Genomic DNA, 23,647 nt, shown 5'->3' with positions numbered 1-23,647 from the left:
CTCCTCGGTCCCCCGCGGCGGCGGGCGAGCCTATGCCGCCGCCCGTGGGCCGACCAACACCGGTTCGTCCTTTGTGGACACTCGACGGCGCACGGCCGTCCCCGCGCACACCACGACGACCAGGCCGCCCAGCACGGTCGGCCAGGTCAGCTCCTCCCCGAGCAGCCACGCCGCCCACGAGATGGTCAGCACCGGCTGCACCAGCTGCACCTGGCTGACCCGCGCCATCGGCCCGATCGCCAGCCCCCGGTACCAGGCGAAGAACCCCAGGAACATGCTGACCACCGACAGGTACGCGAACGCGGCCCACTCGACCGGCGTCCCCACCGGCGGGTGCCGCACCGCCGACACCGCGGTCAGCACGAGCATCAGCGGCGCGGACAGCACCAGCGCCCACGACACCGTCTGCCACGACCCCAGTTCGCGGGACAGCAGCCCGCCCTCGGCGTACCCGATGGCGGCGGCGAGGACCGCGCCGAACAGCAACGCGTCCGACCAGTGCAGCCGCCCGAAACCCCCGCCCTGGACCGACGCGAACCCCACCGCGGCCAGCGCGCCGAGCCCGGCGGTGACCCAGAACGACACCGGCGGGCGCTCCCGGCCCCGCACGACGGCCAGGACCGCGGTCGCCGCCGGGAGCAACGCGATCACCACCGCGCCGTGACTGGCCGGGGACGTGGTCAGCGCGTAGGAGGTCAGCAGCGGGAACCCGGCCACCACGCCGCCCGCGACGACGGCCAGCCGCGCCCACTGCCGTCCCGTGGGCAGCCGCTGGCCGGTCAGCGCGAGCGCGCCCGCCGCGAGCACCGCCGCCACGACCGCCCGGCCCGCGCCGATGAACAGCGGCGAGAACGCGCCGACGGCGATGCGGGTGAACGGGACGGTGAACGAGAACGCCGCCACGCCGAGCAGTCCCCACCACGGACCGGTGGATAGCGGTGTCGTTCGGTCCAGAGTAGCGCTACTGTTCCCTGACATGTCCAACGATAGCACCGGTCGGATCGTCGCCGGCCTGCGCGCGTGGATCGCCCAGGCGCCGCCGGGCGCGCGGTTGCCGTCCACGCGGGCGCTGGTGGCCGAGTACGGGGCGAGCCCGGTGACCGTCCAGAAGGCGCTGCGCGCGCTGGGCGCGTCCGGCCTGGTGGAGAGCAGGCCGGGGGTCGGGACGTTCGTCCGCGCGGCGCGCACCGCCCGTCCGCCGGACTTCGGTTGGCAGACCGGCGCTCTGCGCGCCCCGCACGCCCGCATCCCGACCCGGTCGGCCGCGCTGCGGACCGGCCCGGCCGACGCCATCGCCCTGCACTCCGGCTACCCGGACCGCGCCCTGCTGCCCGAACGGCTGGTCCGCGCCGCGCTCGCCCGCGCCGCCCGGGGTGAGGCGGCGCTGGCCCGGTCCGACGCCGCCGGGCACCCCGAGCTGCGGGCGTGGTTCGCCACCGAGCTGGGTGCCGCTACTCCGGTCGGGGTCACGCCGCCCGCGGCGCGCGACGTCGTGGTGCTGCCCGGCAGCCAGAGCGGTCTCAGCTCGGTCTTCCGCGCGCTGGCGGGGTTCGGGCAGCCGGTGCTGGTGGAGTCGCCGACCTACTGGGGCGCGATCCTGGCCGCCGCGCAGGCGGGCGTGCGGGTGGTGCCGGTGCCCGGCGGACCGGCCGGGCCGAACCCGGACGAGCTGGCGCGGGCGTTCGAGGAGACCGGGGCGCGGCTGTTCTACGCGCAGCCGAACTATGCCAACCCGACCGGCGCCCAGTGGTCGCCCGAGGTGGCCGCGCGGGTCCTGGACGTGGTCCGGGCGCGCGCGGCGTTCCTGGTGGAGGACGACTGGGCGCACGACTTCGGCATCGACACCACGGCGCGGCCGGTCGCGGCGCACGACGACGCCGGCCACGTGGTGTACCTGCGGTCGTTGACCAAGAACGTGTCGCCGTCGGTCCGGGTCGCCGCCGTGGTCGCCCGGGGGCCGGCGCGCGACCGCGTCCTGGCCGACCGGGGCGCGCAGTCCCTGTACGTGAGCGGGTTCCTGCAAGCAGCCGCCTTGGACGTGGTCACGAACCCGGGGTGGCGCACCCACCTGCGGTCGTTGCGGCACCAACTGCGCGCCCGTCGCGACCTGATGGTGGAGAGCCTGGCCGCGCACGTGCCGCGGGCGCACCTGGACCACGTGCCGCCCGGCGGCCTGAACCTGTGGGTGCGGCTGCCCGACGAGACCGACCTCGACCGGTTGACCGCCGACTGCGAGGCGGCGGGCGTGCTGATCGCGGCGGGCACGGAGTGGTTCCCGGCGGAACCGTCGGGGAGTTACCTCCGCCTGAACTTCGCGGGACCCGATCCGGAACGTTTCCCCGATGGCGCCCGCGTGATCGGTCGGGCGCTTTCGCGAATGTGACGCCGCGAGGGCCCCGCCCTTACCCGGGACCCCCGCCGGTAAACTCCGTCAGATGTTCCACACTTCTCCGGCAGTTGCCGCGAAGACGCAGTGATTGCCGTAGGTGTTCTTGTACCTGACCGGCTCGTCGCCGTACCAGCCGACCGCGCGGACCGTGACGGGCGCGTACTCCAACGTGCACGCGACGCCGCTCTCGTGGTCGGTCGCGCTCAGGTCGCCGTCGGCGGCGGCCAGCTCCGCGCACGCCTCGACGGGGTTGTCGTGCTTGCCGCCGACGGGGTCGCAGGTCAGGTAGCCGAAGCGCGTGCCGGAGTGCACGGGGTCGGCGTCGGAGAAGGTGACGCTCAACAGCAGCCGCACCTCCGGCGCGGTGGTGGAGCCGGGGGTGGCGGCGGACGCCGCGGCCGGCATGGACACGCCGGCCAGTGCCGCGGCGGTGGTCGCGAGCACGGCTAGCAGCTTGCGGGACATGGTTCTCCCTCGAACGGATTCGGCGTTCTTCTCGACTCGACCGGTCGGGCCGGGTCCGAAATCGAGCCTAGAAATACGAACAACCGCGCTCAAGGTGAGCAAACTCGCACGCCACACCATCGGACCACCCGTTGCTGTGAAATCCGTGAAGTACACCGACCGGTGGCGGGACGCATTGCCCGGAACGGCTCAACGAGCAGGTTTTCCCATTTTAGGTTTCCTTGATGTGTGAATCACCGGTGGTTTGGGTGGGGCGTTCGCCGAGCCGGACGGTGACCACGCCGAGCAGGGTCAGCACGCCGCCCGCCAGCTGCACCGGGCGCGGCGCCTGGGCCAGCAGCAGCCACGCGAACACCAGCGCCATCAGGACCTCGGTCAACGCCACGAACGACGCCAGCCGCGACCCCAGCCGCCGGGTCGCCGCGATGCCGGTGACGTAGCCGAGCGCGGCCGTGACGACGCCCAGCACGAGCACGGGCGCCCACCACGGCGCGGTGAACCCGTCGAACGCCACGGACCGGGTGGTGGCGGTCAGCGGGACGACGCCCAGCGCGCCGGCCAGCAGCAGCACCACCCCGCCGAGCAGCAGGCCGCCCGCCGCCAGCGCGGTCCCCGGCAGGCCGTCCCGGTCGTGCGCGGACAGCACGAAGTACGCGGCCGCGCCGACCATCGCGCCGAGCGCCCACAGCACGCCGGCGGTGTCCACGTCCGCGCCCGAGAGCAGGTCGAGCACGAGGACAAGCCCGCCGAGCGCGAGCGCCGCGCCCAGGACGGTCAACCGGCCGGGCCGCTGGCCGTGGCGCAACCACAGCCACACCACGACGGCGACCGGGGCGGTGTACTCGACCAGCAGGGCGACGCCGACGTCCATGCGCGCCACGGCGTTGAAGTAGGCCAGCTGGCACCCGGCGACCGCGACCAGGCCGTACCCCGTGACCAGCGGGAGGTTGCGGCGCACCAGCCGCCAGTCGCCACGCAGTTGGACCAGCGCGGCGGGCAGCAGCACCACGCCCGCGAGCAGCACCCGGACCGCCACGGCGGCGGCGGAACTCCAGCCCGCCTCCATGAGCCCGCGCCCCATCGGTCCCGACAGGCCGAACGACGCCGCGGACAGCACCGCGAGGCCGATCCCGGGGCCGAGCCGGGCGGCGCTTCTGTCATGGGTCATGGTGGCCATGACTCATGACCGTATGGACCGCCCTGGTAATCTGTCAACGTGGTCTTCGCCCATGACACGGTGGCGTCGCTGCTCGCGGCGGTCGAGCTGGTGAACACGGCGGTCGAACCGGACACCCTGACCGAGCAGGACCAGGTGGACGCGTTCTTCGCCCGCCACGGCTACACGGGCGCGCGCACGAGGGACGCGGCGGAGCTGGCCGCCGTCCGAGCCCTGCGGGCCCCGCTGCGCCGGCTGTTGACCAGCGACCGCGACACGGCGGCGAGGCTGGTCAACGAGACCCTGGCCGCCCACCGCGCCGTGCCGCAGCTGGTGCGCCACGACGGGCTGGACTACCACATCCACGTGGTGCACCCGGACACGCCGTTCGCGGACCGCATCGCCGCCGAGACGGCCATGGCGATGATCGACGTGATCAGGTCCGACGAGCTGAGCCGCCTGGCCGTGTGCGCGGACGACACGTGCGACGGCATCGTCCTGGACCTCTCCCGCAACCGCTCCCGCCGCTACTGCAGCACGGCCTGCGGCAACCGGGTCGCCGTGGCCGCGTACCGGGCCCGCAAGAAGTAGCCCGGGTGTCGCATAGTCGCCATGTGCGGTCTTCGCCCTGTTGAAGCTTCCCCGTCCGGTGCAGGCTGTTCGGTGACCTGTCCCGACCGGAGCGAGGTGTCGTGGCCAAGACCGTCAAGCGCCCGGAACCGACCTGGAAGCCCGCCGCCGCCGGCGCGGTGACCGCGTTCGTGCTCGGCGTGGCCGTGGCGTTCCTGCTGGGCGCGTGGACGTCGGGCCCGGACGCGACCGAGCGCCGGATCGCCGAACTGCGGGAGGCGGAGGCCCAGCGGGACGTGGCGCAGATCGGCGCGCTGACCGACCTGGCCCGGGGCACCCGCGACCGGCTGACCCCGGTCCTGACCGGCATGGCCGAGGCGGCTCCGGCGGACGCCTCCACCGGCGTGGTGCCCGGCGCGGAGGAGGTCGCCGGGTGGCGTGACGTGGTGGCGGCCGAGCTGCGCCGGTACTCCGAGACGCCGTCGGCCGGCAACGGCGTGAACGTCGCCCGGACCGCGCTGGCCACCTCCGTCCGGCAACTGGCGGTCGCGGTGGGCGGGTTCGAAGCGGCGTTGACCGCCCCCGACCCGCTTCGCGGCCGGCTGGTCGGGCTGGCGTCGGAACAGCGCACCCTCGCGCTCGGCACGTGGTCGGTCGGCGCCCTGCAGCTCGACGTGATCAACATCGAGGCGGGCAAGGGGCACGTCCACGTGCAGCTCGACCCCCGCTCCGCACCGCTGGACGCCGAACCCGAGGGCAGCGCCCGCCGCTAGGCCGGCGAGTCGGCGAAGTCGTGCAGCCGGCCCAGGTCCGGGATCAGGACGCCCCGCCGCGGGCTGGTCTCGACCACGCCGGCCGTGCGCAGCTCCGAGAACGCCTTCTCCGCCGTGCGCGGCTTCATCCCCGCGATCGACGCCAGCTCGATCTTGGTCAGCGGGTACCCCAGCGCCCAGCCCCGGGGCGTGTGCAGGCCGTGCAGCCCGACCAGGTGCAACAGCACGCGCGCCACCCGCGCCCCCGCCGGCAGCGACATCTCGCGGCGCAGCTCGTTGGCCCAGCGCAACTGCTCGTTGCCGATGCGGACCAGTTCGACCAGGACCTCGTCGTGCCGGCTCAGGAAGCGGGTCAGCTCGTCGGGCGGGATGCGCCGGCCGTCCACCGGCCCGGTGGTCACCACGCCCGCCGACCTGGGCTTGCCGTCCAGCGCGGCCATCTCGCCGACCAGGTCGCCGCGCCCCTTGACGGCCAGGAGCCCGGTGTCGCCGCCGGCGTCGGTGGCCACGACCTTGACCGCGCCGTCGAGCACCAGCACCGCGAAGCCGTCCCGGTCGCCCTCCCGGATCACCAGGTGGTTGGCCGGGTAGGTGACGGGCGCGCCCAGGGCGAGCACCAGTCGGCGCGTGCCTTCGGTGAGCCGGCCCAGGAGGCTGCGGCTCGGCCAGGTGTCCCCCATCGGCTCGGGCTCCGTCGTGGTCAGTCGATGTCGCGTGGCAACTCTCGCACAGCCCGGGGCCTGTTGTCGCCGGTGTGACGGGGGTGGGAGCCGGGCCGACCCCCAGCCGGCCCGACCCCCGGGACGGCCGGCCCGCCCGAGCGCACCCGTCCCCCCTGAGAAGAGCGAAGTGCGCTCGCCCGAGTACACCGGCCACCCGATCGGGTGCCACCCGGCGGTGGCCCGCCGGGTGGCCGCGGGGTCGGTCCCCCCCTTCAGAGGTAGCCGAACACCGGCGGGAAGATCAGCACCACGACCCACGCCCACACCGCGAACACGGGGAGGTAGTTGGTCTGCCAGCGCTCCACCGCCGCGAACGGCGCCTTGCGCCGGACCAGGCCCAGCACCAGCCACGCCGACCAGGCGAGGTTGGCCAGCAGGATGACGTTCTCGCCCAACGCCGCCGCCTTGTTCGGCGTGGTGCCGAACTCGGTGATCCGGCCGGTGATCTCCAGCAGCACCAGCACGTCGATGAGCAGCGCGCTGACCACCAGCGCCAGTTGCAGCTTGTCGAACAGGCCGGCCGGGGCCAGCGGGTCGCGCGCCGAGATCGAGTAGAGCAGCAGCGCCAGCACCACGACCAGCAGCAGGTCGAACAGGATCAGCGCCTCGCGCTCGACGTCGATGCCGGACGTGGTCACCACGAGCGTGACGAGGAACCCGAGCAGCACCGCGGTGAACAGCGGCGTGAACAGCCGCCCCAGCACCGGCGCGATGTTCTCCACCACGCTCTGCTTGGCCTCGACCAGCCACCCGGCCACGACCGCCGCCGCGGCGGCGCCGCACGGTGCCAGCCACTGCGAGACGAAGGTCTCCGGGGAGGTCCCGATCGCCTCGAACGTGCCGAACACGAAGGCGATCAGCACGCCGCCGCCCAGCCCGATCAGCACGTAGTAGACGAACCACTCCCCGGTGAACCGCACGAAGTCCATCCGCCGGCGCGGCGAACGCGGGTCGTCGGACACGTAGGCCACGCCGACCGCGAACCACAGCGCGATGGGCAGGTGGATGGCGGTCAGCACGACGGACTGGGAGTTCTCGGCCAACGGGTAGGCGTTGGCCGCCACCGCGCCCACCGCGAACAGCCCGACCAGCACCCCGACCACCGCAAGGCCCGCCCGCCGTCGCCAGGCCAGGAACCCGGCCAGCCAGGGCAGGGCGAACAGGCTCGCGTTGGTGGCGTAGAAGGCGGCGTCCTCGTCCAGGCCGGCCCCGAACAGCGCGGGCAGCTTGACCGACAGCGCCGCGCCGACGGCACAGGCCACCAGCACCAGCAGCTCACGCCGCTTGCCGGGGTCCGCGGGGTCCTGGGAGTCCCCGGTGAGCACGAGCTGCTTCCACAGCCGTTCGGAGTGCTCGCGGGCGAACTCGCGGGACAGCTCGTCCAGGCTGCCCATCCGCTTGACCGCCACCAGGAACGCCTCGTCGTCGCGCAGGCCGGCGGCGGTGAGCTCCTCGACGGACCCGCGCAGGTGGTCCTCCAACTCCTCGACGTCGGCCCCGCGCAGCTCACGCCGGCGCCGCACGTAGGAGCGCCACTGGGCGAACTGGGCCTCCAGCTCGTCGCTCATGCCGGCACCCCCGCGACGAACGGCCGGGAGTCCCCGCGCCAGATCTCCTTGAGGGTGTCCACCACGGTGTCCCACTGCCGCCGTTGCTCAGCCAACTCAGCCAACCCGCTCTCGGTGATCCGGTAGTACTTCCGCCGCCGCTCACCGGCCACGGACTGCCAACTCGACTCCACGTGCCCCAGCCGTTCGAGGCGGTGCAGGAGGGGGTAGAGCAGCCCCTCGGTCCAGTCGAGCTCCCCACCGGACAACTCGCTGATCCGCCGGAGGATCGCGTACCCGTAACTGTCCGCCTCGGCCAGGATCCCCAGGACCATCGGCGTGGCCGAGGCGGCCACAAGATCTTTGGCGACTTTCACCGCACCTCCACCCTAGATGTGCGATGCATAGTAGTTCTAGGTATCGCCGGGCCGCAACGCACCCCCTGCGGCTGGGGCTTGCGGGGCACGGCTTTTCGGCTGCCGGCGGCGCGGGTGCGGCGGCTGCGCTGGGAGTGCGGCGGGCCGAGGTTGCGGCGGCCGGGTCGGGCGGCGGGCGGCAGGCCGGGGATGCGGCGGCCGAGTCGGGCGGCGGGCCGCGCGAGGCGGCGCGGGGCCGGCCCGGGGCGGGCGGCGGCCGGGTTGAGCGGGCATTGCGGCTGGCGGCAGGGCGGAGTGGGCTCGCTGTGGACAGCGCAACGCCCGCCACGGCGGGTGGCGGGCGTTGCGCACTCGACGGGCCGACGACGGACGGGCAGGGGGCCGTCCGCCGTCGGGGTCATCACCGCAGGGTCCACCTCTGCAGCGCCGCACCCGTGTCGACGACCTGCACGAGCCCGTTCGCCGACCCGGTCCCCGTGGGCGCCAGGCTCAACCCGCTGTGCTTGGCCGTGAACGCGTACCCGTCCGCCGTCCCGCTCACCCGCCACCGCTGGCTGTCCGCACCGCTGCACGTCTGCTGGGCCACCACCGCCCCCGCCGACGTCGAACTCCCGGCCATCCCGGCGCACAACCCGTTCCCGACGTTGCGGATCTCGTAGGTCCCGTCCGCCTGCGCCGTCAACTGGAACCGCTGGTTGTTGCCACCGTGGTAGGAGTACTGGATCAGCTGCGTCCCCACCGTGGTCGAGCTGGCCGGCACGTCCACCACCAACCCCGACCCGTTGTTGGACAGCGTGTAGATCCCGTTGGCCGGCGGCTGGGGCGCCGGGATCGCCTGCGGCGTCGGCAACGTGGCGCCCGTGGCCGTCACCGTGAACGCGGCGGCCGTCGACTGCGCACCGGTCCGCACGTGCAGCACCCCACCGCTGAAGTGCCACCCGGTCGCCGCCGCGTCGTAGTCCGCCTGGCTGGTGTACCGGGTCAACGCGCACGACCCCAGCGTCACCGACGACGGCGCGCCGGCCACGTGCACGGCCAGCTCGTACCCGCGCGACGACGGCTTCCCGGTGTAGCTCCCGTTCGAAGCCCCCACCGTCACGGTCACGTTCCCGCTCCCGCCGGTCGGCGCGGACACGGTCACGTTCTGCTTCGCGTAGGCCCCCGAGGCGAACTGCCGCGTCACGCCGTCGTCCTCGTACAGCTCGAACGACGAGTTCCCGCGCGGGTACACGTCGAACGTGATGGGCGTGCGCGGCTTCTCGCCGCTGTGGTTCATCTGCGGCCACATCGGCACGATCGCGCCGCCCTTGACGAACAGCGGCAGCCGGTCCAGTGGTGCGCTGTAGCCGTCGAACGTCCCCGGTCCCTGGTACACCGTCCCGGTCCAGTAGTCCGTCCACGTCCCGGCCGGCAGGTAGATCCCGCTGCGCGTGGTCCCCGCCGACGTCACCGGCGCGACCAGGAACGCGTCACCGGCCATGAACTGCTGGCTGGTCTGGTTCCCGCGCGCCACCGGGTCGTTCGGGTATTCCAGCACCATCGCCCGCGTGGTCGGCACGCCGGTCTCGTGCGCCACCCGCGACATCGTGTAGAAGTACGGCATCAGGCGCATCTTCAGCTTCAGGTACTTCCGGTTGACCGCCTGGTGCGCCGCGTCGAACCGCCACGGCTGCTTGTCGTGGTACCCCGCCGACGGGTTGGTGTTGCCCCACCCCGACATCGACATCATGACCGGCGTGAACGCCTTCCACTGGAGGTCGCGCGAGTACGTGTCCGGGCTGCCGGCGTAGATGCCGTCCACGTCCCCGGCCGCGTAGTTCAGCGCCGACAGGCCCGCGCCGGCGATCGACGGGACGTGGAAGCGCATGTTGTTCCAGTCGCCCTCGGTGTCACCGGTCCACACCACGGCGTTGCGCTGCGTCCCGGCCCAGCCGTCGACGGTCCAGACGAACCGCCGCGCGTCGCTGTTGCCCTCGATGCCCGCCACCGCCGACGCCACGCCGTCGAACGCGCCCTGGTAGCCGCCGCCGACCCACGCCACGTCCGTCTTGACCATCCGGGTGCCGGCGGTGCCGACCTCCCAGGCGATGTCGGACAGCGACCGCTGCGTCCACAACCCGGTCTGGAAACCCCTGCTCTTCAACGCGGTCACGGTCTGCGGCAGGTCCACGTACTCGCAGCCGTAGCCGTCGTTGGGCAGGAACCAGCCCGACGGCATGTCCGCCGCCCGCGCCTGGTCGGCGTACTTCACCACGTCCGGCGTGCGCACGTGGTCGAGCCGGTTCTTGGTGCCGGTGTAGGTGGGGCTGCTTGAGTTCCAGCAGTCCGCGTGCCCCATCTCGAAGCCGTAGATCGGGGCCAGGAACGGCTTCCCGGTGACGTCGGTGTACCGGTCGAGGACGTCCTTGAGCCCGCCCGCGAAGTACACCGCGTCGAACCGGTTCTCGTTGTGCGTGGTCTGGACGGTCGGGCCGAACGCGTAGCTGCCCGGGGCCCACGTGTTGCGCACGACGCCGTAACCGTTGGTGGACATGTAGAACGGGGCGGGGCTGGCGTTGTCGCCCTCGTTCCAGTGGTTGTCGATGGCGACCGGGACGGTCAGGTCGCGCAGCGCCCAGCTGCCCAGCCGCAGGCCGGTGCCGTAGAACTGCTCGTCGGCCTGCCGGGTCAGGCGTTGGCGCGCCTGCCCGTCACCCCACGACAGGCCGGACGACTCGGCCCAGACGAGTGTCGTGTTGTCCTTTTTGTACAGTGCGAACTTCAGCGGGCTCTTGTAGGCGCGCAGGACGACCGCGGAGGTCTCGATCTTCTGGTACGTGCCGGCGTCGCTGACCGTGACCGGGACCGTGCCGAAGTTGGTGCCGGTGAGGATCTTGCCGTTGCCGGGGTCGGTGTAGGAGCCGCCGGGGGCGAGGTGGAGGCGGAAGACGTCCGGTTGCAGGAAGCTGACGCGGACCTGGTCGGCGCCGGCGGTCAGGGTCACCGTGGCACCGGTTTGACTGGTGCCGGTCAGGTTGCCGATCGTCGTGGTGGCGGCTTGCGCGCCCGGCGCGTGGAGACCGAGCGCGAGCAGGGGCGCGACCAGGGCGGTCACGAGGAGTCGTCTGGGCGACTGAAGTCCCATCACACTGTTTCCGATCATTCTGTGGCAGGGGGATGAGCAGAAGTGCACGAAAACAGGGTGAACTGTACTCAAACTTCCACCCCCGCACCCAGAGCCCGCGCGGCGGGATCGATTTGGCGGATGACCCGATGTCTAGGTGAGCGCCGCGCGCAGGTGCACGGCGGCGACGACCGAGCGCGCCCCGGACCAGCGGTGCCCGTCCAGGCGGACGGCCAGCGTGTGGACGTGGTGCGGGTCGAGGGTGCCGACCTGCGTGCACACGTCGGGCAGGGAGATGCCGTCCACGTCGTGGTGGGTGGGCGCGTGCACCAGGCGACGGAGGGCGGCGCTGCGGGCGCGGGCGGCGGACCCGTCGTCGGGGTGGCGGGCGCGTTCGCGGGCCCAGGCGGTGCCGAGCAGGAGCGGCGCGGCGTTCCAGGCGGTCACCGCCGACTCGGTGGTCACCCGGGGCGCGGACAGCTCCACCCGGTCCTGGGCCAGCGCCGCCCACACCAGCACGACCCCGGTCCGGAACGACGCCACCATCGACGGGTCGGCCGCCACCGAGCCCAGCGTGGACAGCGCGCTGTGGGTGACGTCCTCTACCCGCCGGGCGCGCAGCGGCAGCACCACCACCAGGAGGTCGAACCCGGCCGTGACCTCCGTCGGCGCGGCGGCGCGGGCGTCCGGGCCCAGCGCGGCGACGACCCGGCCGGCCAGCGGCCCGCCGTAGGCGTCCAGGACCCCGATCACCCGGTCCCCGTCATCAGGAACAGCTCGACCTTGACCGTCCCCGGCCCACCCTCGTCACCGAGGAACGGCCGGATCTGCTGCTCCCGGGGCAACTTCGGCACGTGCCCGACGACGGCTCGCATGAGTTCGCGCGACACGTCCGGTCCGCTCGTCCCGCCCCGGGGCACGCCGAACAGCTGCACCAGCCCGACGCGCTGGTTGGGCAGCACGCGGGCGTCCAGCTCACCGCGGAACGCGTCGAGCACACCCGCGCCGCCCGGCGGGACGGCCACGAAGAACACCACCGACTCCAGCACCAGCCCTTCCTGCTGCACCCCCGACGGCGGCGCGGTGGGCGAACTCGGCGAGGACGAGGACGAGGACGACGGCGAGGGCGAGGGCGAGGGCGAGGGCGTGGGCACGGCGGAGCGGGACGGGTGCGGCTCCGAGCCGAACGCGATCACCACGAGCACCAACGCCAACTCGGCGAACAACCACCCCGCCGCGCCCAGCCCGCCGTCCCCCTCGCGCCGGTGCCGCCGCCTCACGCGGGACGCTCCCCGACCGGCACCTCCGCGACCGGCACCTTCGCGACCGGCACCTCCGCGGCTGGCACCTCCGCGGCCGACACCTGGGCAGCCGGCGTCCCCGCGGTCGGCTCCTCCCGCGGGAACTCGTCGGCTCCGTGCGGTCCGCCGTTGGTCGCGCGCAGGCCGTCCACCACCATCGCCATCCAGTTGGCCTCGCGGATGGCCGTCCGCAGCTGCTTGCCGGCCTCGTGCAGGGTCCCGGTCGCCGCGCCGAGGTCGCGGGCCGCCGACTCCACCCGCGCCGCCGCCTCGGCGAAGGGCTGCTCCGCCGTCCCGACGGCCGCCCGCTGCTCCGCCGTCACCGCGGCCACCTGCCGCGCCTGCCCCGCCACGACATCGGCCCGCGCCAGCACGTCCTCCGCCCGCACCACCGCCGCACCCGCCGACGACACCGCCCGCCCGACCTCGTCCACCAGCTCGGTCACCGACCGGACCGCGACCTCCAGCACCTCCGCGCCCCGCCCGATCCGCTGCTCGACGTCGGCCAACCGGGTCACGTGGGCACCCAGGTGCGGCAGGCCGTCGAGCAGCCGGGACACCGCGTCACCCAGCTGTTCCACCGTCACCACCGCCGCGTCCAGCCGCTCGGCCGCCCCGCCGAACCGGCGCGCCGCCGACGTCAGCTCCACCGCGAGCCGCCGGGTCTGCTCGCCCTGGTCGGTCACCGGGCGCGCGGCCCACAACGTCGCCAGCGGCTCGACCAGGTCCGCTTCCAGCCGGTGCACGACCCGGTCCGCGCGGTCGGCGCGGCGGCGCGCGCGGGCGGGCTTGACGTAGCGGACCATCAGCACGGCCACGGTCACCACGATCAGCACCGACAGCAGCAACGGGCTCAGCGGGGGCGGCAGGCTCAGCCAGTAGGCGAAGAACGGTGGCCGCTCCCCCAGGTCCGCGCTGAGGTCGCCGGCCAGGTACATCGCCTCGGCCACGCCCAGCAGGCCCCACGTGATCGCGACGGGCAGCAACGCCAGCACGCCGCCGGGCTGCGCCACCGGCACGTCGCACACCGCCCGCAGCAACCCGGGTTCCCGCAACCGCCACAGCTCGGCGTCCCGCTCCACCAGGGGACTGCCGTTGACCACCGCCCACGCCTGCCGCTTGGCGACGTCGAACAACGCCACCAGGTGCGCCAGGTGCGGGGGCCGCACGCCGGACGCCCCGTGCACCCCGGTCAACTCGATCACGGCCCGGTCGGTGAGGTGTTCGACCTGTTGCGCGGCCTCGGTGGCGTTCATGGTCCCCCGGCTCATCGGTGGAACATCTGCTGCACGGCCAGGGCCAGGCTCACCAGCAGCGTCAGGAACACGACGAAGGCGAGGACGACACCGGCGTTGCGCTGCCACAGCAACCGGCGGCCGTGGTCCACGGCGTGCCTGCCGCTGCGCTCCTCGGCGTCGACTTCCCGCTCCCCGGCGTCGGCCCGCCGCTCCTGGACCCCAACTTCGCGTTCCCGGACCTCGGCTTCCCGCTCCCGAGCCCCGGCTTCGCGCTCCCGGGCCTCGGCCTTGCGCTCCCGGGCTTCGGCCTTCCGCTTCGCGCCGCGCGCGCCGTCCCGCCCGAGCAGCGCGCGGTGGTCCCGGTGCAGTTCGCGGTACTCGCGTTCCCAGTGCTCGGCGGCCTCGCGCGCCGCCGCCTCGGCGGCCCGCCACCGGTCGCGGTCGGCCCGTTCCCGGTGCGTCTCGCCGACCGCGGCGCGCACGACGTCCAGGAAGACCGCGAAGCAGCTCGCCGGCTCGGCCGACCGCGCCGCGATCCCCACGCACAGCGACGACAGCTCCAGCGAGGGCGGCTCCCCTGGCCCGAACGCGCCGGCCCCCAGCGAGGCGACCACGTCCCGAACGCCACCGTCCTCTGTGGACCGCAACGCGTCGAGCAGCCACCCGGACGCCTGCCCGGCGAACCGCTGCCGCCCCAGCACGGCCCGGAACAGCTGCCGCCGCTCGGACTCGGCGCCCACCCGCCCGAGCCAGGCCACCGCCACCCCGGCCGACAGCGGCGGCACGGCCGCCACCAACCGGAGCAGGACCTCTGCGGGCTCCGCGGACCCGGACAGCAGCCGCTCCCCCCGCGGCCCGAGGTCGCCGAGCGCCGTGACCTCCTCGACCACGGCCGCCTCGGTCACCGGGAACAGGTCGGCCAGGTCGGCGTCGCGGGAGTCCAGGCCCAACGCCTCGAACCACGGCCCCAGCGCGCGCACGTCACCGGTCAGCGACCGCGCGAGCTTGACCCGCTCGTCCCGCGTCGGGCACAGCCGCCGCGCCAGCTCCGCCGACCGGTCGAACCACACCGGGTCGTCGGTCGGCAGCCCGAGCCCGTCGGGGTTCTCCCGCACCAGCAGCCGGAAGACGGTGTCGGCGAACTCCCCGGCCAGTCCCATCGCGGTGCCGCACAGCCACTCCACGGCCCGCGACGGGTTCACCAGCAGCCACGACACCAGCTGCGGCTCGTTCTCCGCCCGCAGCACCCGCTCCTCACCCCGTTGCAGCGCCGGCCACACCTGGCCGGCTTCCAGCCGCCACAGCTCGTTCTCCACCACCGCGGACACCAGCGCGCCGATCGTCGGCAACGGCCGGTAGCGGTCCACGGCGGCCGGCTCGCGCACGCGGGCCGCCAACCACCGCACGGCGGCGGCGGTGTCGTCGTACTCGTCGTCCACAGTGGACGGCAGCGCCAGCTTCCGGTCCAGCCACCGGTCGACCCGGTCGGCCGTGGCGGTGCCGCGCAGCGCCGCGGGCCACGCGCCGGTGACCCGGGGCAGCCGCGGGTTGCCCGGCGCCGCCGCCAGGAACGTCGTCCACACCCGCTCCCGCGCCACCGCGTGCGGCAGCACCCGCAGCGCGCCCGCGATGGCGGCGGCGACCTCGGTCTCGGCACCGTCCACGCGCACGGCGTCGTGCCCCTCGACCAGGCCGGTGAGCACCCGCACCAGGGTCACGGCGTCGGCGGCGCCGCCCAGCGGTTTGGCGTCGGCGGCGCCCACCGGCTCGGGGTCGGCGGGCAGGCCCGCGGTCGCGAGCCCCCACGGCAGCAGCCCGTCCCCGGAGGCCACCGCCGCCACGCAGCTCTCCCACAGCCGCCACGCGTCGGTGCCGTCCGCCGGGGCGAACAGGAACTGGCACACCCCGGTCCGCCCGAACCGCCCGCCGCACACCTGCACCGAGAAGCACCACCACGACCCCGACCCGGGCACCGGCACCACCCGCAGCCCCAGCGCCGAGCGGGCGTCCAGGTCCGGCGTCGGCTGCGGCACGCCGTCGGGCGCGTGCACCAGGTCCTGCGCCACCGACCGGAACGGGCCGGGCGCGCGGCGCAGCCCGCCGTCGTCGACCGGGCTGAACCCGCCGCCCGCCACCCCGCCCCACTGCACCAGCTCCACCGGGATCACAGCTGCACCCCCGCGAGCAGGCCCAGCTTGAGCTGGGTGAGCGCGGCCGACGGGTCGCCGGCCGCCGGGAACTCGTGGCCGCCGTCGAGCTCGAACCGGTCCAGCGTACCCGGCGAGAGCACCGGCACGTCCCCGAACGGCGAGCACAGGTAGAACCGGACCTCCCGCCACCGCTGCTCGAACAGCTGCCGCACGGTCTGCCCCATGCCCAGCCCGTAGACCAGGCCGCAGGTCAGCGCCGACATCACCAGGTCGCGCCGGCGCAGCAACCCGCCCTCGCCGGGCGTGAGCGACGCGGCGACGTGCTGGTCGATCGAGGGCACCGGGATCCGGCGGGTCAGCTCGGTCTCCGAACCGCCCGCGTCCACGGTGATCCGGTCCTGGCCGCCGTCGTGGATGAGGTTCCACAGCCGTTCGCCGTCGCTGTAGTGCGCGACCAGCTCGCGCGCCACGTGCCGGGCGATCTCCTCGCGGATCTCGGGCACGTCCAGGTCCTGGGTCAGGTCGCGGACCAGCGCGGTCCACGCCGCCTGCTCCACCACCGCCTCGTGCCCGATCGGCCCGGCGCACCGGTTGGACACGTCCACCAGGTAGTCGGCCACCCCGGTGACCACGGCGTCGGTCCGGCCCAGCTCGGTGAGCCGCCTGCCCTGCCGGACCGCGTGGGTGATCAGGTCGGCCTTGGTCAGGCACACCAGCAGCTTGCGGGTCGCGCCGTCGTCCTTGCCGAAGTCGCCCTGGGCGGTGAGCCGGTCGGCGATGTCGCGTTGCTGCACCCGCCGCCGGGACCGGGCGCGGGCGACGTCGCCGAGGGTCTCGTGGTCGGGGCGGATGCTGCTGCGGGTCAGCCGGTCGGCGTCGCCGGGCGGCAGGAACCGGGTGAAGGAGCCCTCCACGACCGGGTCGATCGTCCACAGCAGGCTGTCGTACTTGGCCAGGGCGCGCTGCCGGTACTCCTGGTCGTAGGTCTCGGCCTTGAAGAACTCGCCGGGCAGGTCGGCCACGGAGGTGATGACGACCCGGCCGCGCACGCTGTAGCGCTGCACGATCGGCTGGCGCACCACCGCGCCCCAGCGGTCGGGGCTGGCGCCGAGCAGCTCGGTGTGGATCTGCCGGATCTGCGACACCAGGTCCTCGCCCAGGACGTCCCAGAGGAACTGCGCGGGCACCATCTCCTGCAGGCTGGTGGGGTCCAGCGGCACGTTGTCGTAGACGGTGGAGTCGTACTCGCGGCGCAGCGCCTTCATCGGCCGCTCCTCGAAGGCGGTGCCGCTCATCTTCACCGGCGGCGCGCCGGTGCGGGAGTCGCGGCCCGCCGGCGGCAGCGACAGGTCCTGGTTGAGGGTGCGCAGCAGCAGGTAGCTCTTGCCCGCGGCGACCGCGCCGACCGCCGCCGCGCTGCCGAACCGGTCGATGCGGGCGGTGGTGCGGCGCACGCCCTGGAGGTGGTGGTCGAAGAACAGGTGGCCGTCGCCGCACAGCCAGTAGACGTCCTGCGCCTGCGTCGGGTCGTACCCCGGGGACTGCCAGTGCTTGCCGGGGCCGCCGTGGTCGTCGAACAGGCTCAGCCGCCACTGCGGTCGCCCGCCGGGTCCGGGCGCGACGGCCAGGTGCAGGCTGGGCGGTCCCTGGGTGGGCGCGACGCCGAAGTCGTGGCCGCACGCCGGGCAGGCGTCGAACGGGGCGAGGTTGCGCGGTTCGGTCATCGCGGGGTCATCCGATCTCGGGCAGCAGCAGGGCGAGGAGCACGAGCACCGCGGCGACCGGGACGGCGTGCAGCAGCCCGACCCGCAGGCCGTGCCGGCGCCCCGCGGCCTCCGCGCGCGCCAGGTGCCCGCGCAGGTAGGGCTCGGCGACGGGTTTGGCCCGGCGGCTCTGCGGCTGGGCGTAGGAACCCCAGTCCGCGACCAGCACGGGCAGGTTCTCGTGCTCGGCGCTGTCGGCGACGGTGTCGCCGTGCCACACCGGCCGCATCCGCGCGCGCAGCCCCCGGGGCAGGGACGCCGCGACCTCCGGGTCGCTCACAGGACCCCTCCCGTCTTCAGGCTGACCACCAGGATCAGCACCAGCGCGGTCGCCACCGCCAGCACCGAGCGGGACGCGTTGCGGTAGGCGGCCAGCGCCAGCGCGGCCTGTTCCGCCCGCAGTTCGCGGATGAGCGCCTCCCGCGCGCCGACGGCGATGTTGTGCCGGCTGCGCACGCCCTCCCGGATGCGGCGCAGCTCCCGGTCGTGGGGCGGGGCGTAGTGGTCGTCCTCGGGCACGACCCGGGCGCACGCGTCCACCGGGCACGTCGGGTGCCCGCAGCCGGGGCCCGGCCGGTCGTGCTCGGCGATCAGCCGCTCGATCCACTCCGCCAGCCGGAACTCCGGGTCGGCGAACACGCCCCCGCCGAACGGGGCCGCGAGCTGTTCGGCGAACGGCCGCCAGCGCGGCTCCCGCGACCACCAGTTGGTCAGGTACTCGACCACCCGCGGGTGGGAGTCCACGACCCGCTCCCGGCCGCCCTGCTTGTCCAGCAGGCCGCGCAGCCGGTCCGGGCTGGCCACGGCGGCGATGGTGACCAGGACGAACCCGAAGCGGTCCAACGCCCGCAGGTCCACCCAGTCGCCGCGCTCCCACTGGGCGCGGTAGTCGGCGGAGGTGTACTCGTCGGTGGCGCGGGCGTCGCGCGCCGGGCAGCGCACCGGGCCGAGGGAGTCACCGTCGATGAGCACGTAGCCGTCGTGGCCGTCGGCGCGGGCCAGGCGGCGCACGTTGGCGGGCTTGATGTCGCCGTGCGCGATGCCCAGCGAGGCGTGCATGAGGTCCAGGCCGCGGGCCAGCCGGCGCAGGTCCTCCAGCGGGCCGCGACCGGGCACCGGGCGCTTCTCCTGGCCCAGCCAGCCGACCTCGTCCACCCACGGCGAGGCGACCAGCACGCACGTGTCGGCGTCGGGCTGGTCGGCGACGCCGAACCACGCGGCCAGCCGGGCGGCCACCCCGCCGGGGATGCGGTCGCCCGCGTCGACCAGGTTGGTCCGGGCCGGCGCGGGCAGCGCCAGGGACAGCAGGTGCACCGGGGCGATCACCCACGGCGGCACCCGGTTCGACCCGCCGACCGCCCCGTTGGCGCGTTCGACGTTGCCGATCTGGGCTTCCAGGAACGCGCGCAGCATCGCCGCGTCCTCGGGGGTGTCGCAGCGGTAGACCTTGACGTGCCACACCTCCTCGCCGCCGGGCTCCAGCGACTCGGCGCGGGTGTAGAGGACGCGCACGCGCAGCTGGTGCGGCTCGCCGCTCGGGGAGCGGCCGGTGAACTCGCGCGCGCCGGCCACGAGACCCGCCGGCGGCGCGGCGACGTGGACCCGCCGGAACGCGCCGCCGCCGGTGACCCACGCCGCGACGCCCGTGCCGTCGCCGGTGTCGGTGGCCCCGCCGGTGCGCAGCTCGGCGAACCGGTCGTGCAGCTCGTAGTCGATGGCGGCCACGGCGTCGCCGGTCGCCTCGCGGACCACGATCCGGCCGCGCGGCGGGACGCCGGCGCCGGTCGGCCGGCCGTGCTCGACGCGCTGGCCGCCCACCGCGACGATGTAGCGGCGGTCGTGGCCGGTGCGCCGCACGTGCAGGGTGCCGCGGACGTTGCGCAGCTCGACCAGCGCCGCCCGCGGCACGGCCTGGGCCTCGTCGGGGAAGACGATGCCGCCGGGCCCGTTGCGCGACACCGGCACCCAGCCCGCCGACGGGCGCAGCAGGTGCGGGAAGGTGAACCGGCCCAACTTGAGGGTGAGGACCAGTTGGTCCTCGTCCTGGTCCTCGTCGGGCTCCTCCTCGGCGAGGGGCGCGCTGGGCTCCTCACCGGCCGCGTCGACGACCGGCACGACCTCGACGGTGAAGCCGGGGTCGGGCAGGTCGCGGTCCACGGTCACGGCCAGGCGCGGGATCGCGCCGGGGTACTCGCGGCGCTGGTCGTCCACCGAGGCGCGCAGCTCCTGCTCGGCCACGGCGGAGGGCGACCAGGCCACCCGGACCACCACGTCCACCGCCGTCGGCGCGCCGGTGGCGTGCCCGGCCAACCACCTGCTCAGCTCCCGCCGCACCGCGCGGCCCAGTGCCGCCTCCCGCCGGTCGTCGTCACTCATCGCGCGCACCGCCGCTCATCCGCGTCCCTCCACGATCGCGCCGATCACCGCGTCGGCGAGCCACCGGGCCCGCGCCGCGCCCCGCGCCTCGTCCGCCGTCTCCACCGCCACCGCGAAGGCCACCGGGCCGCGCGCGGTCGTCACCGAACCCACCAGCCACGCGATCTGGCGGGCGAACTCGCCGGGCGGCGCGTCCCCGCCGCCGTGCAGGTCGTGCGTGCCGGTCTTGACCCGCAGGTCGTGGCCGGGCCGCCGGGTCAATTGGTCTGCCGTGCCGAACTCGACCGTGCCCGCGAGGCCGTCGGTCAGCTCCCGCGCCTGCTCGGGCGAGAGGACCCGGCGGACTTCCGGGACGACCTCCGTGCGGGGGCGGCCGTGGGGCTGGGTCGTGGCGTCGACCAGGCGGGGTTGGACGAGTTCGCCGCCGTTGGCGATGCCGCCCAGCACGGCGGCCAGGTGCAGCGGGGTGCCCTCGACGTGCCCGCCGCCCAGGACGCTGTTGGCCAGGTCCGCGCCCGAGGACTCGCGCGGCACGCGGGAGTCCACGCCCAGCGCCGTGCCGGCCACCCACGCCGGGCCGCGCTCGGCGTCGACCGGGACGGCGGCGAACCCGAAGTCCGCGGCGGTGTCCCGGATCAGCGACCACGGCAGGTCCATCGCCAACCGCACGAACGCGGTGTTGCACGACACGGCCAGCGCGTCGGCCACCGTGATCACGCCGGACCCGCCGCGCTCGCACGTCCCGCGCGGCGAGTTCTTCACCGGTTCGGCGCGGCCGGGGACGGGCAGTTCGGCGGGGGCCGCGACGCGGTCGGTGATGTGCTTGCCGGGCTGGCGCAGGTAGGCCGCGGCCACGACGACCTTGAACGTCGAGCCGAGGCCGTAGTTGCGGCTCAGCGCCCGGTTGTCCGACCGGGACGGCAGGGCGACGTCCGCGCGGCGGTCCACGTACCGCAGGCGGTCGGCCCGCGACTCGGCCGACTCCGGCGCGGGGCCGGGCAGCAGGCGCCAGTCCCAGCACCTGTTGTCCACCTCGTCGTCGGGCCGGCACTCGGCCGCGCGACCTTCGTCGATGCCCTGGTCGGTGAGGGGACCGGGTTGGTGCTGCTGCTCGAACCGGGTGCGCTGGGCGGCGTCCGGTTCGCGGTTCGGGGCCTCGGGTTCTTCGAAGGGTCCGGGGGCGGTCGCGGCGGCGAGCACGCGGCCGGTCACGGGGTCGAGCACCACGATCCCGCCCGCGAGCCGTTCGTCGCCGTCGTGCAGCGCGGACGCGGCGGCGCGCTGGAGGCCCGGTTCGACGGTCAGCTCCACGACACCCGGCTCCGCCTCGCCCGCGGGGAGCAGGGGGTTGGCCAGGCCGCTGCTGCCGTCGACCAGGTCGCCCAACGCGCCGTCCACCGCGCCCGCCCGGTCACCGGCCTGGACCAGGCCGCCGAGGTCGGCCAGCGAGATCACGGGGTCGCCGATGGGCGTCCACGCGGAGTTCTCGCGGTCGCGCCGGTACTGCGGGACGCCGCCGACGCTCAGGACGACGGTGGTGCGGCGCATCGCGATCCGGTCGGTGGAGCACCGTTCGGGGTCTTCGCGCGGCTGCTCGGCGCGGCAGTAGGGACGGTCGGTGGCGTGCCCGCGGTACGGCCACGCGGTGATCGCGGCGCCACCCACCAGGCACACCACCGCGACCAGGACGACCGGCGCCGACAACGCCCGCCCCGGCGCGGCGGACCGGCCCGGCACCGCCGACCACGATCCACTCGGGACCCCGGCTGTCTTTCCGCGGTCGGCACCGGAGGTCAGGCGGTAGCTCGACCACAGCGCGAGGACCACCGCCGCACCCAGCGCCAGCGTGGACTGCCCGCCGCGCGACAGGAACGGCGCGGTGAACCCCGAGTGCGGCACCCACGCGATGGTGGCGAGGAAGACGTACCCGAACTGCACCACCAGCAGCGCCGCCAGCCCGATCGCGAACAGCCGCGCCGCCGTGGGTCCCCGCGCGCCGGACCGCTGTTCCGCCTCGCGCGCCACGCGGGCCAGCGCGGTCGCGAGCAGCGCCAGCAGCACGCCGAGCAGCAGCACCACGACGCCGCCGAGCTTGGCCCACACCACCGCGATCACCAGGTCGCTCTCCCCCAGCGGCACCTGGCCGGACGCGGTGTCGGGCAGGCCCCGCCCCCACAGGCCGCCGTCGGCGATGGCGGCCATGCCCTGCGCGATCTGCGACCGCCGGTTGGCCGCCGCGCCGTCGAGCGGGAGCCGGCACACCGCCGCGCCGTCCGGCGTGCCCGCGACGACCGTGCCCGCAGGCGGCTCGACGCACGTGTTCGTCCACCCGTACTCCCACGGGTGGGCCATCGCCTCGACCCGGTCGGTGGCCTTGTCCACGACGGTCAGCGCCAGCACTCCGACCAGCACGGTGCCCGCGAGCGCCACCAGGTACCAGCGGGTGTGCACGGCCAGTTCCGCCCAGCGCCGCACCCCCCGGTGCCGCGGCGACGAGCGGCGGACGCCGTCGGCGACCAGGAACAGCATCAGCACCAGGGTCGCCGCGAACAGGCCGATCAACGGCCCGAGGTCGCTGCGCAGCACGCTGCCCAGGCACACCGCGACGAACAGCGCGACCGGGTAGACGAGGTGCTCCCGACCGCGCAGGTGCTGCCCGGGCCGCCCGAACCGGTGCGCGAACCCGGCCAGCACGACCGCGAGCAGCCCGAGGTAGGCGACCTTGCCGTACTCCGACACCGCGATCCCCCGGAACGCCAGGCGGTCCGGCCGGTCGAACCAGGCCACGAAGAACACCGCGAACACCAGGCCGACCGCGGTCCACCAGCGCACCGGCGCGGGCACGGGCACGGGCACGGGCGGCACCCACCCGGCCACCTTCGCCGCCGCTCGACCGACCACCCGCCGCGGCCCGGCCACCCGCCGCACCGCGGACAGCCGGTCCAGCGCGAGCGGCACGGCCACCAGGGCGAGCAACAGCACCAGGGGCAACAGCACGGCCCCGCGCGCCTCGACGAACGCGTCGCGCGCGAAGGACGCGCCGAACCCGGCCGCCGGGTTCGGCAGCACGACCAGGCGGACGGTCAGCAGCAGCCCGAACTCCAGCACCAACGCGCCCGCCAGCACCGCGGCCAAGGCCACCGAGGACACCTCGTGATCGCCACGCCGGCCATGCGCCCGTCGCAGCAACCGCACCGCGCACACCACGAGCAGCGCCACCGCGACACCGACGGTCAGCCCGTAGACGACGTTCAGCGTGTCGGAAGCGACCCAGAACCCCAGCCACACCAGGAACAACGGCCACACCAACGCCCGAGCCGGCCCCGCCACCCACCGCCGCCACCAGGCCGCCTCGGGGTCGGTCGCCGGCACCACCGCCACCCGCACCGACCCGCGCAGCAGCCCGACCACGCCCACCACGCCGAGCACGAGCCCGGCCGACAGCAGCAGCCGGCTGATCCCGCCCGTGCCGAACACAGCGGACAAGGCACCACCCATGAAAAGGATTCCTCCGCGGCGGTCGTGCGAACGCTGGAAAACCCCGCGCCGTCGAATTCGGCGGCCGGTGATCACCCAGCCTGTCGTTCCCGCGCGGCCCCACGTTACCGGAACCGGAGACCCATTTTCGAGCCAGCCCTGCCAGCGGAAACCGTTGCGGCGACAGGAATCCACATTAATGCGGACAGGGTCGCGGAAAACCCTGCTATCGCGCGAGGA

At 74.6% G+C, this 23,647-nt stretch carries 18 protein-coding genes; 3 read left to right on the top strand and 15 right to left on the bottom strand.

Annotated elements, in window-relative coordinates:
• Positions 1 to 30 precede the first annotated feature (30 nt).
• Positions 31 to 978 (bottom strand): DMT family transporter, encoded by a 948-nt coding sequence (locus tag ABD126_RS28640; RefSeq protein WP_343937076.1) that lies wholly within the window; start codon positions 976 to 978, stop codon positions 31 to 33.
• Between ABD126_RS28640 and ABD126_RS28635 the strand changes: the two genes are divergently transcribed.
• Complete coding sequence (locus ABD126_RS28635; RefSeq protein ID WP_343937075.1) at positions 977 to 2,383, top strand: aminotransferase-like domain-containing protein; 1,407 nt, start codon at positions 977 to 979, stop codon at positions 2,381 to 2,383. The genes ABD126_RS28640 and ABD126_RS28635 overlap by 2 nt on opposite strands.
• 48 nt (positions 2,384 to 2,431) lie before the next feature.
• On the opposite strand, the gene ABD126_RS28630 is transcribed toward ABD126_RS28635, so the two are convergent.
• A complete protein-coding gene (locus ABD126_RS28630; protein ID WP_343937074.1) occupies positions 2,432 to 2,854 on the bottom strand; it encodes an SSI family serine proteinase inhibitor in 423 nt (140 codons plus the stop codon).
• Between the two features lie 211 nt (positions 2,855 to 3,065).
• The gene (locus ABD126_RS28625) at positions 3,066 to 4,022 is read right to left on the bottom strand and encodes an EamA family transporter (protein ID WP_343937073.1); all 957 of its coding nucleotides are present in this window, start codon (positions 4,020 to 4,022) and stop codon (positions 3,066 to 3,068) included.
• Between the two features lie 48 nt (positions 4,023 to 4,070).
• Here ABD126_RS28625 and ABD126_RS28620 point away from each other — a divergent pair, with 48 nt between their 5' ends.
• Together ABD126_RS28620 and ABD126_RS28615 are read left to right on the top strand one after the other, a co-directional pair.
• A complete protein-coding gene (locus ABD126_RS28620) occupies positions 4,071 to 4,601 on the top strand; it encodes a CGNR zinc finger domain-containing protein (protein WP_343937072.1) in 531 nt (176 codons plus the stop codon).
• Between the two features lie 101 nt (positions 4,602 to 4,702).
• Positions 4,703 to 5,353, top strand: coding sequence for a hypothetical protein (locus ABD126_RS28615; protein WP_343937071.1), 651 nt, complete (start codon positions 4,703 to 4,705; stop codon positions 5,351 to 5,353).
• Here ABD126_RS28615 and ABD126_RS28610 read toward each other — a convergent pair.
• The 12 genes from ABD126_RS28610 to ABD126_RS28555 form a co-directional block, all read right to left on the bottom strand.
• Positions 5,350 to 6,033: a Crp/Fnr family transcriptional regulator gene (locus ABD126_RS28610; protein ID WP_343937070.1), complete on the bottom strand. Its 684-nt coding sequence runs from the start codon at positions 6,031 to 6,033 to the stop codon at positions 5,350 to 5,352. The two genes, ABD126_RS28615 and ABD126_RS28610, sit on opposite strands and share 4 nt — an antisense overlap.
• Before the next feature lie 254 nt (positions 6,034 to 6,287).
• A complete protein-coding gene (locus ABD126_RS28605; protein WP_343937069.1) occupies positions 6,288 to 7,643 on the bottom strand; it encodes a permease prefix domain 1-containing protein in 1,356 nt (451 codons plus the stop codon).
• Positions 7,640 to 7,999 carry a PadR family transcriptional regulator gene (locus ABD126_RS28600; RefSeq protein ID WP_343937068.1) on the bottom strand — a complete coding sequence of 120 codons (360 nt, stop codon included), beginning with the start codon at positions 7,997 to 7,999 and terminating at the stop codon, positions 7,640 to 7,642. Before ABD126_RS28600 ends, ABD126_RS28605 begins: the two co-directional genes overlap by 4 nt.
• 400 nt (positions 8,000 to 8,399) lie before the next feature.
• Complete coding sequence (locus ABD126_RS28595) at positions 8,400 to 11,093, bottom strand: RICIN domain-containing protein (protein ID WP_343937067.1); 2,694 nt, start codon at positions 11,091 to 11,093, stop codon at positions 8,400 to 8,402.
• A gap of 162 nt (positions 11,094 to 11,255) precedes the next feature.
• A complete protein-coding gene (locus tag ABD126_RS28590; protein ID WP_343937066.1) occupies positions 11,256 to 11,855 on the bottom strand; it encodes a hypothetical protein in 600 nt (199 codons plus the stop codon).
• The gene (locus ABD126_RS28585; RefSeq protein ID WP_343937065.1) at positions 11,852 to 12,382 is read right to left on the bottom strand and encodes a hypothetical protein; all 531 of its coding nucleotides are present in this window, start codon (positions 12,380 to 12,382) and stop codon (positions 11,852 to 11,854) included. Before ABD126_RS28585 ends, ABD126_RS28590 begins: the two co-directional genes overlap by 4 nt.
• On the bottom strand, positions 12,379 to 13,674 hold the full coding sequence (locus ABD126_RS28580; RefSeq protein WP_343937064.1) for a hypothetical protein: 1,296 nt from the start codon (positions 13,672 to 13,674) through the stop codon (positions 12,379 to 12,381). Before ABD126_RS28580 ends, ABD126_RS28585 begins: the two co-directional genes overlap by 4 nt.
• On the bottom strand, positions 13,671 to 15,809 hold the full coding sequence (locus ABD126_RS28575; RefSeq protein ID WP_343937063.1) for a hypothetical protein: 2,139 nt from the start codon (positions 15,807 to 15,809) through the stop codon (positions 13,671 to 13,673). The genes ABD126_RS28580 and ABD126_RS28575 overlap by 4 nt, the downstream gene beginning before the upstream one ends.
• Positions 15,806 to 17,515 (bottom strand): hypothetical protein, encoded by a 1,710-nt coding sequence (locus ABD126_RS28570; protein WP_343937062.1) that lies wholly within the window; start codon positions 17,513 to 17,515, stop codon positions 15,806 to 15,808. Before ABD126_RS28570 ends, ABD126_RS28575 begins: the two co-directional genes overlap by 4 nt.
• Before the next feature lie 7 nt (positions 17,516 to 17,522).
• Complete coding sequence (locus tag ABD126_RS28565; protein WP_343937061.1) at positions 17,523 to 17,834, bottom strand: hypothetical protein; 312 nt, start codon at positions 17,832 to 17,834, stop codon at positions 17,523 to 17,525.
• Entirely contained in the window at positions 17,831 to 19,930 is a 2,100-nt protein-coding gene (locus ABD126_RS28560; RefSeq protein ID WP_343937060.1) for a hypothetical protein, read from the bottom strand. The genes ABD126_RS28565 and ABD126_RS28560 overlap by 4 nt, the downstream gene beginning before the upstream one ends.
• Before the next feature lie 15 nt (positions 19,931 to 19,945).
• Positions 19,946 to 23,428 (bottom strand): penicillin-binding transpeptidase domain-containing protein, encoded by a 3,483-nt coding sequence (locus ABD126_RS28555; protein WP_343937059.1) that lies wholly within the window; start codon positions 23,426 to 23,428, stop codon positions 19,946 to 19,948.
• Between the last annotated feature and the right edge of the window lie 219 nt (positions 23,429 to 23,647).

Source organism: Saccharothrix mutabilis subsp. mutabilis (assembly GCF_039521145.1).
Taxonomy (GTDB): domain Bacteria; phylum Actinomycetota; class Actinomycetes; order Mycobacteriales; family Pseudonocardiaceae; genus Actinosynnema; species Actinosynnema mutabilis.
The sequence above is the reverse complement of the archived record's forward strand: the minus strand, read 5'-3'. Positions and strand labels throughout refer to the sequence as shown.

Bases quoted from the DNA above. Each gene is read 5' to 3' on its own strand.
- ABD126_RS28605 (WP_343937069.1), bottom strand. From the start codon at position 7,643: ATGAGCGACGAGCTGGAGGCCCAGTTCGCCCAGTGGCGCTCCTACGTG.
- ABD126_RS28580 (WP_343937064.1), bottom strand. From the start codon at position 13,674: ATGAGCCGGGGGACCATGAACGCCACCGAGGCCGCGCAACAGGTCGAA.
- ABD126_RS28625 (WP_343937073.1), bottom strand. From the start codon at position 4,022: ATGACCCATGACAGAAGCGCCGCCCGGCTCGGCCCCGGGATCGGCCTC.
- ABD126_RS28560 (WP_343937060.1), bottom strand. From the start codon at position 19,930: ATGAGTGACGACGACCGGCGGGAGGCGGCACTGGGCCGCGCGGTGCGG.
- ABD126_RS28570 (WP_343937062.1), bottom strand. From the start codon at position 17,515: ATGACCGAACCGCGCAACCTCGCCCCGTTCGACGCCTGCCCGGCGTGC.
- ABD126_RS28640 (WP_343937076.1), bottom strand. From the start codon at position 978: ATGTCAGGGAACAGTAGCGCTACTCTGGACCGAACGACACCGCTATCC.
- ABD126_RS28610 (WP_343937070.1), bottom strand. From the start codon at position 6,033: ATGGGGGACACCTGGCCGAGCCGCAGCCTCCTGGGCCGGCTCACCGAA.
- ABD126_RS28635 (WP_343937075.1), top strand. From the start codon at position 977: ATGTCCAACGATAGCACCGGTCGGATCGTCGCCGGCCTGCGCGCGTGG.
- ABD126_RS28630 (WP_343937074.1), bottom strand. From the start codon at position 2,854: ATGTCCCGCAAGCTGCTAGCCGTGCTCGCGACCACCGCCGCGGCACTG.
- ABD126_RS28555 (WP_343937059.1), bottom strand. From the start codon at position 23,428: ATGGGTGGTGCCTTGTCCGCTGTGTTCGGCACGGGCGGGATCAGCCGG.